Origin of the sequence: Dolichospermum sp. UHCC 0352 (assembly GCF_009711925.1) — a bacterium.
In the GTDB taxonomy this organism is placed as follows: Bacteria; Cyanobacteriota; Cyanobacteriia; order Cyanobacteriales; family Nostocaceae; genus Dolichospermum; species Dolichospermum lemmermannii.
The window spans coordinates 48,302-54,576 of sequence record NZ_VIKY01000282.1; the positions used below are offsets into that span (position 1 = coordinate 48,302).

Genomic DNA, 6,275 nt, shown 5'->3' on the forward strand with positions numbered 1-6,275 from the left:
GCCAGCTATGAGGCTCTGCCTCCCGTCAAATATATTTCCTTGTACTCCGACTAGGAATGCCAGCTATGAGGCTCTGCCTCCTCTATCACTAGCGGCAGAGCCGCAATTCAGCATTCCCAGTCAGAGACTGGGAACGAGATTAATAATATGATTACAAATCACGGTGACTAAATGATTTTGCGTTTGCACCTGTGTAGGTTTTGACAATATGTCCATTCCCAGACATTTGATATTTATATGTGATCAAACCTTCTAACCCAACTGGTCCACGAGGTGGCATTTGTTGGGTACTAATTCCCACTTCAGCACCAAATCCATAACGGAAACCATCAGCAAAACGAGTAGAACAATTATGATAAACTCCCGCTGCATTGACTAAGCCTTGAAATGTTTCTGCGGCTGTAATATCTTCAGTAATGATTGCTTCTGTGTGCCGAGAACCATAATTTTCAATATGGGATATTGCTTCATTTAAAGAATCAACAATTTTAATGGCTAAAATTAAATCGCTGTATTCTGTTTGCCAGTCTATTTCTGTGGCTGTGGCAATATTAGATAAAATTTGTATAGTCCGTTCATCACCTTTTAATTCTACATTTTGTGCTTGTAAAGCTGTGGCAACTTGGGGGAGAAATTCGGCAGCAATGCTACTATGAACTAGCAAAGTTTCAATGGCATTACAAGCAGCGGGATATTGGATTTTAGAATCTACAGTAATACTAATAGCTTTGGCAATATCAGCAGCTTGATCTACATAAAGATGACAAATGCCATCAGCATGACCTAATACGGGAATGCGGGTATTATCTTGGACAAATTTCACAAAAGCATTAGAACCTCTGGGAATAATTAAATCTACATATTTATCTAATTGCAATAGTTCTAATATTTCTTCTCTCGTGGTTAACAATTGCACGGCATCAGGATTAACTGCTGTGTGAGATAATCCTTGTTTAATGGCTTTAATTATCGCTTCGCAAGAACGTAATGCTTCTTTACCACCTTTGAGAATGACACCATTACCGGATTTAATTGCTAAGGAAACTATTTGAATTGCGGCTTCGGGACGGGCTTCAAAAATGATGCCTAAAACGCCTAAAGGACAGGTAATGCGTTTGAGAATTAAACCAGTGTCAATTTCTCGATGAATTTGGACTTTACCAATAGGATCTTCTAGTTTACCAACATCTCGCACACCAGCGATCGCATCCCTTAATTTATGTTCATCTAACTGCAACCGTTTATAAAGGGGTTTAGCGATTCCTGCCGCTGTTGCTGCGTGACAATCAGCCAGGTTTGCTTGCAGAATATCATCCTTTGCCAATTCTAAAGCTTGAGCGATCGCTTCAATAGTTTGATTTTTGGCCTCAGAGGAGAGAACTGCCAGCTTACTAGCAGCTTGACGGGTTTGTTGAGCGATAGCTTCGCTGGTAGTAGGTATCGCAGATAGAGGAGAAATAATTTTGAAATTAGTCATAAGAATACCTGGTACGTGGGAAACCTTTGAGGAAAAAATTAGCTGAAACAGCTAATTTTTGACCCTATTTTTTGAAATTCACCAAATCGAGTCTAGACACTTAACCTTCTTGAACTCGACGTTCAAATTCTTCGGAAGTTTTGCCAATTACATCTAAGGCTGAGGGATAGATATCATTATGCTCCTGTTTCAGCCAGCCTAAGAGATTGGCAATCTGAGCATTCCGTAAATCTAAATCAGTCTGAAAAATGATTGAAGTCGCCATCGCTTCAGCATATTGACGTGGATGACCTTGCTGCACAAAAACATCCACCAAAGCGGCTAAAGCTGTCTGTGGAATATTAACAGGAGTCCCTTCTGTAGACATAATTTCTGAAAAAAATAAAATTCACAGGCCATTTTAATTTAAACCACGTTCAAGATGAAACCTGTAGTTTATCGAATTACCCCACCCCGGTTTTGCTTTAGCAAAACCTACCCTCCCCTTACCAACTACCGTGTACACACAAATCATCAGATCCCCCTAAATCCCCCTTTCCAAGGGGGACTTCAAGAAAATTTCCCCCCTTTTTAAGGGGGGCTAGGGGGGATCAAAACCCTGTTAGGCAACTTGATCAGACTTCTGTGTACACCTTAGCCTTACCAAGGGGAGGGGTTTTAAACTGACAAAAACTTCACTTTAGGTTTCAAGATGGATGAGGTAAGTACCTAGATAGAATTAATTACTATTATTTATTTACCAATCCTTTGTCCATTAAGGATTTCAGTCCAAATATTTGTGTAATTAATTTTGTCTCATTACTTATATCTATAGGAATTTGATTGGAGTAGCCATCACGAACTAGTTTACTTTTCGTTACATAAGATACTGCGTTTTTTCCTGCCCGTCTATTATTGAGTATTAATACTTATTTGTGTAGCTTTTTTTCATTAAAACAATTTGTAAAAGTTCACGTAATTTAGGCTGTATATATAAAGATCCAGTTTGATCTTTAAAAGGAAAGGATACGTAGGGTGTGTTAGCGACATTCCAAAGCACCATTATCAAAGATTTTATGCATTCAAGATTCCATCTGATCACGCTAAAATACTTAGTTTTGTATGGCCACGTATGCTATGAAAAATACAATAGTAATCATAGGAAAAATACAATAGTAATCATACGGAAAATATAATGATAATCATAGAAAAAATACAATAGTAGTCATATAGACAAAATATATAATGTGCTTTTTAGATATTTCAAGGTAATTTTTAATGGATAATTTTACCACTTAGGATTTGCTAATAGATCCTAGAGTGGCGTTAAATGTTATACATGAAACCCTTACACAGTAATAATTTTACGGATATTAAATAATAATAATAATAATCATATGCAATAAACAAGCGTTATTCTATAAATTCATTACTGTGTAACTTTCTTAGCGGTCTCTAAGTTTGAAAAATATTATGCTATCCAGATTTTGTACGTATTGATGATTTAGCATGATGTATATTTTCACTTAATTTCATTTTTCCCTCATTTTCTGTGACTCATAAACTTTACATTTCTTGACTGAATTTTACTTTACATCATAAAAATTAGATGATAGTTTGTTTAAGGGTTAAGCAATTACTTAATCGATAGTCATAAAACTAACAACAAGGAATTAAAAAAATGGCAGTTGAAAAAACCAATTCTTCCTCCAGCTTGGCAGAAGTTATTGATAGAATCCTCGACAAAGGTATCGTAATTGACGCTTGGGTTCGTGTTTCCTTAGTTGGTATCGAATTACTAGCAATTGAAGCTCGGATCGTTATCGCTTCCGTTGAAACCTACTTGAAGTATGCTGAAGCAGTTGGTTTGACCCAATCAGCAGCAGTACCTGCTTAATTAAGCAAGTTCCCAAGTAGGAGAATAACCATGACTCATATTTATAGTTATTCTCCTCATTTCCCAAGTTTCCGACAACAAATAACAAGGAATTAAAAAAATGGCAGTTGAAAAAACCAATTCTTCCTCCAGCTTGGCAGAAGTTATTGATAGAATCCTCGACAAAGGTATCGTAATTGACGCTTGGGTTCGTGTTTCCTTAGTTGGTATCGAATTACTAGCAATTGAAGCTCGGATCGTTATCGCTTCCGTTGAAACCTACTTGAAGTATGCTGAAGCAGTTGGTTTAACCCAATCAGCAGCAGTACCTGCTTAATTTAATTAAGCTCCATAATATCAGGATTAATTAATCCTGATATTGGTTCTGCTTTTTTTAATTATCTAGATATTTGGAAATCAACGCTTCTCAAAGGATATTACAAAAAAGTACGAATCCTTATAATGTAGTACCTGGAGAAGCAATTTCTGTTAGGTCTGGGCTAATTTACTATTTTTTGGAGAACTTCATGATTTCTTTAATGGCAAAAATCCGGCAAGAACATCAGTCAATAGCAGAGAAAGTGGCTGAACTATCTCTTGAGACCAGAGAATTCTTGTCCGTCACGACAGCGAAAAGACAAGAGCAAGCTGAAAAACAAGCTCAAGAACTGCAAGCATTCTACAAGGATCTTCAGGAAACAAGTCAGCAGTTTTTATCAGAAACAGCCCAAGCAAGAATTGCTCAAGCTGAAAAACAAGCGCAAGAACTGTTAGCATTCCACAAAGAACTTCAAGAAACAAGTCAGCAGTTTTTATCAGAAACAGCCCAAGCCAGAATTGCTCAAGCTGAAAAACAAGCGCAAGAACTGTTAGCATTTTATCAAGAAGTTCGGGAAACAAGTCAGCAGTTTTTATCAGCAACAGCCCAAGCAAGAATTGCTCAAGCTGAAAAACAAGCTCAAGAACTGTTAGCATTCCACAAAGAACTTCAAGAAACAAGTCAGCAGTTTTTATCAGCAACAGCCGACGCAAGAACTGCTCAAGCTAAGGAACAGAAGGAATCTCTCCTGAAATTCCGTCAGGATTTGTTTGTGAGTATCTTTGGTTAATAAATACTCTCATTACCTGTAGTCCATTTGTTGGACAATGGGGCTACATAATAAAACCCCCTGATATTCCAGTTGCAAGACTGGTAAGACAAGGGGGCGATTAATAAAATTCAACAACAATGACTCTTGGCGTGAAGTTTCGGTTGTCTATATTTATACTCCGTATTCGTTAACATAGAAAATCTGTCTAGCATTAACGTTGATACTCTTATTAAACTAGGCTTCGTGCTTCATATACAAACCCAAGTTTGGCAATAATATCCGCACAAACATAAACTTTTTTACCATCTTTAAATTATGACTACTACCAAGGTTAATCATAAAAGAGCCGTTCTTCGTCTTCGTCCAGGGCAGTTTGTCGTCACACCTGCTATCGAGCGAGTCGCAATTCGGGCGCTACGTTATCTCAAATCGGGGTTTCCTGTTCACTTACGCGGACCAGCCGGCACAGGGAAAACAACCCTAGCCATGCACTTGGCTAACTGTCTGGACAGACCAGTCATGTTACTGTTTGGAGACGACCAGTTTAAGAGTTCGGACTTGATTGGTAGTGAATCTGGTTACACTCACAAAAAGGTACTAGACAACTATATCCATAGTGTTGTTAAACTCGAGGACGAATTTAAGCAGAATTGGGTTGATTCCCGATTAACCTTAGCTTGTCGTGAAGGTTTCACCTTAGTTTATGATGAATTTAACCGTTCACGACCTGAAGTTAATAACGTCCTGCTGTCAGCATTAGAAGAAAAAATTCTCAGTCTTCCTCCTAGCAGCAATCAGCCAGAATACTTGAGTGTTAATCCTCAATTTCGGGTGATTTTTACATCGAATCCAGAAGAGTATGCGGGAGTTCACTCAACCCAAGATGCTTTGATGGATAGATTGGTAACTATTAGTATGCCAGAACCAGATGAAATCACTCAAACAGAGATATTAATTCAGAAAACAAATATAGATCGAGAATCTGCTAACTTCATCGTGCGGTTAGTTAAGTCATTTCGTCTAGCTACCGGCGCGGAGAAAACTTCCGGCTTACGGTCTTGTTTAATGATTGCTAAGGTCTGTGCTGATAATAATATTCCGGTGACAACAGAAAGTTTAGATTTTCCAGATATTGCTATAGATATTCTGTTCAACCGCTCTCATTTATCTATGAGCGAATCCACAAACATTTTCTTGGAGTTACTAGAGAAATTATCAGCCGAAGAACTGGAAATATTAAATAATAGAGTCACAGGAGACAATGATTTTCTGATTGACAATTCCCAATTTTTATCCCAACAATTAGCTGGTCAACCAAATTAGCTTAGAAAGTAGAAGCCTCTCACCTACCCGACCGGGAGGTGATGCGATCAATGCGGGCGGAGTCACTACTTGAGCGACTCGCGAAGTTGAGCATCGCTCAATCAACAGTGTTAGTCGCTGCGGAATGAACACTTTCTTGGTCAGTTTTTCTGCCGAATATTTGATATAATATTAAGCAAATAGGTGTAACTCAATAAATGTTGAGAAGCAACCTATCGAAAAAGTTAAAGCCTCAACTCTGCTCGGCTTTAAACCTGGGCAAAGCCTAAGAGGTTGTTTGAAAAGTTTTAGGTTGTGATTTTAGGCACTTACAGATCCCCCCTAACCCCCCTTAGCAAGGGGGGAACTAGAGTCAAAGTCCCCCTTTTTAAGGGGGATTTAGGGGGATCTGAAAATATTTGATACACCATGAGGGACTTTTCAAACACCCTCTAAGGGTTAAAAATTATTTCCAAAAGTCCAAGACTGTTGGTCTGTCACACTTACTTTGACGGGTTTTTGGTAGTGCGGGCATACTATGGCTAACGCC

The 6,275-nt window shown here is 38.3% G+C and carries 6 protein-coding genes; 4 read left to right on the forward strand and 2 right to left on the reverse strand.

The window, feature by feature from the left end; genetic code table 11:
• Positions 1 to 151 precede the first annotated feature (151 nt).
• Both FJR06_RS20410 and FJR06_RS20415 read right to left on the reverse strand, forming a co-directional pair.
• Positions 152 to 1,477, reverse strand: coding sequence for a glutamate-5-semialdehyde dehydrogenase (locus FJR06_RS20410; protein ID WP_168652161.1), 1,326 nt, complete (start codon positions 1,475 to 1,477; stop codon positions 152 to 154).
• 100 nt (positions 1,478 to 1,577) lie between these two features.
• Complete coding sequence (locus tag FJR06_RS20415) at positions 1,578 to 1,844, reverse strand: hypothetical protein (protein WP_015080750.1); 267 nt, start codon at positions 1,842 to 1,844, stop codon at positions 1,578 to 1,580.
• 1,293 nt (positions 1,845 to 3,137) lie between these two features.
• Between FJR06_RS20415 and gvpA (FJR06_RS20420) the strand changes: the two genes are divergently transcribed.
• From gvpA (FJR06_RS20420) to gvpN, 4 genes are all read left to right on the forward strand, one after another.
• Positions 3,138 to 3,353 carry a gas vesicle structural protein GvpA gene (gvpA, locus tag FJR06_RS20420; protein WP_015080752.1) on the forward strand — a complete coding sequence of 72 codons (216 nt, stop codon included), beginning with the start codon at positions 3,138 to 3,140 and terminating at the stop codon, positions 3,351 to 3,353.
• Between the two features lie 100 nt (positions 3,354 to 3,453).
• The gene (gene gvpA / locus FJR06_RS20425) at positions 3,454 to 3,669 is read left to right on the forward strand and encodes a gas vesicle structural protein GvpA (protein WP_015080752.1); all 216 of its coding nucleotides are present in this window, start codon (positions 3,454 to 3,456) and stop codon (positions 3,667 to 3,669) included.
• Between the two features lie 190 nt (positions 3,670 to 3,859).
• Positions 3,860 to 4,441 (forward strand): gas vesicle protein GvpC, encoded by a 582-nt coding sequence (gene gvpC / locus FJR06_RS20430; protein WP_053538585.1) that lies wholly within the window; start codon positions 3,860 to 3,862, stop codon positions 4,439 to 4,441.
• 297 nt (positions 4,442 to 4,738) lie between these two features.
• Positions 4,739 to 5,746, forward strand: a complete 1,008-nt coding sequence (gene gvpN / locus FJR06_RS20435) for a gas vesicle protein GvpN (RefSeq protein WP_015080754.1) — start codon at positions 4,739 to 4,741, stop codon at positions 5,744 to 5,746.
• Positions 5,747 to 6,275 lie beyond the last annotated feature (529 nt).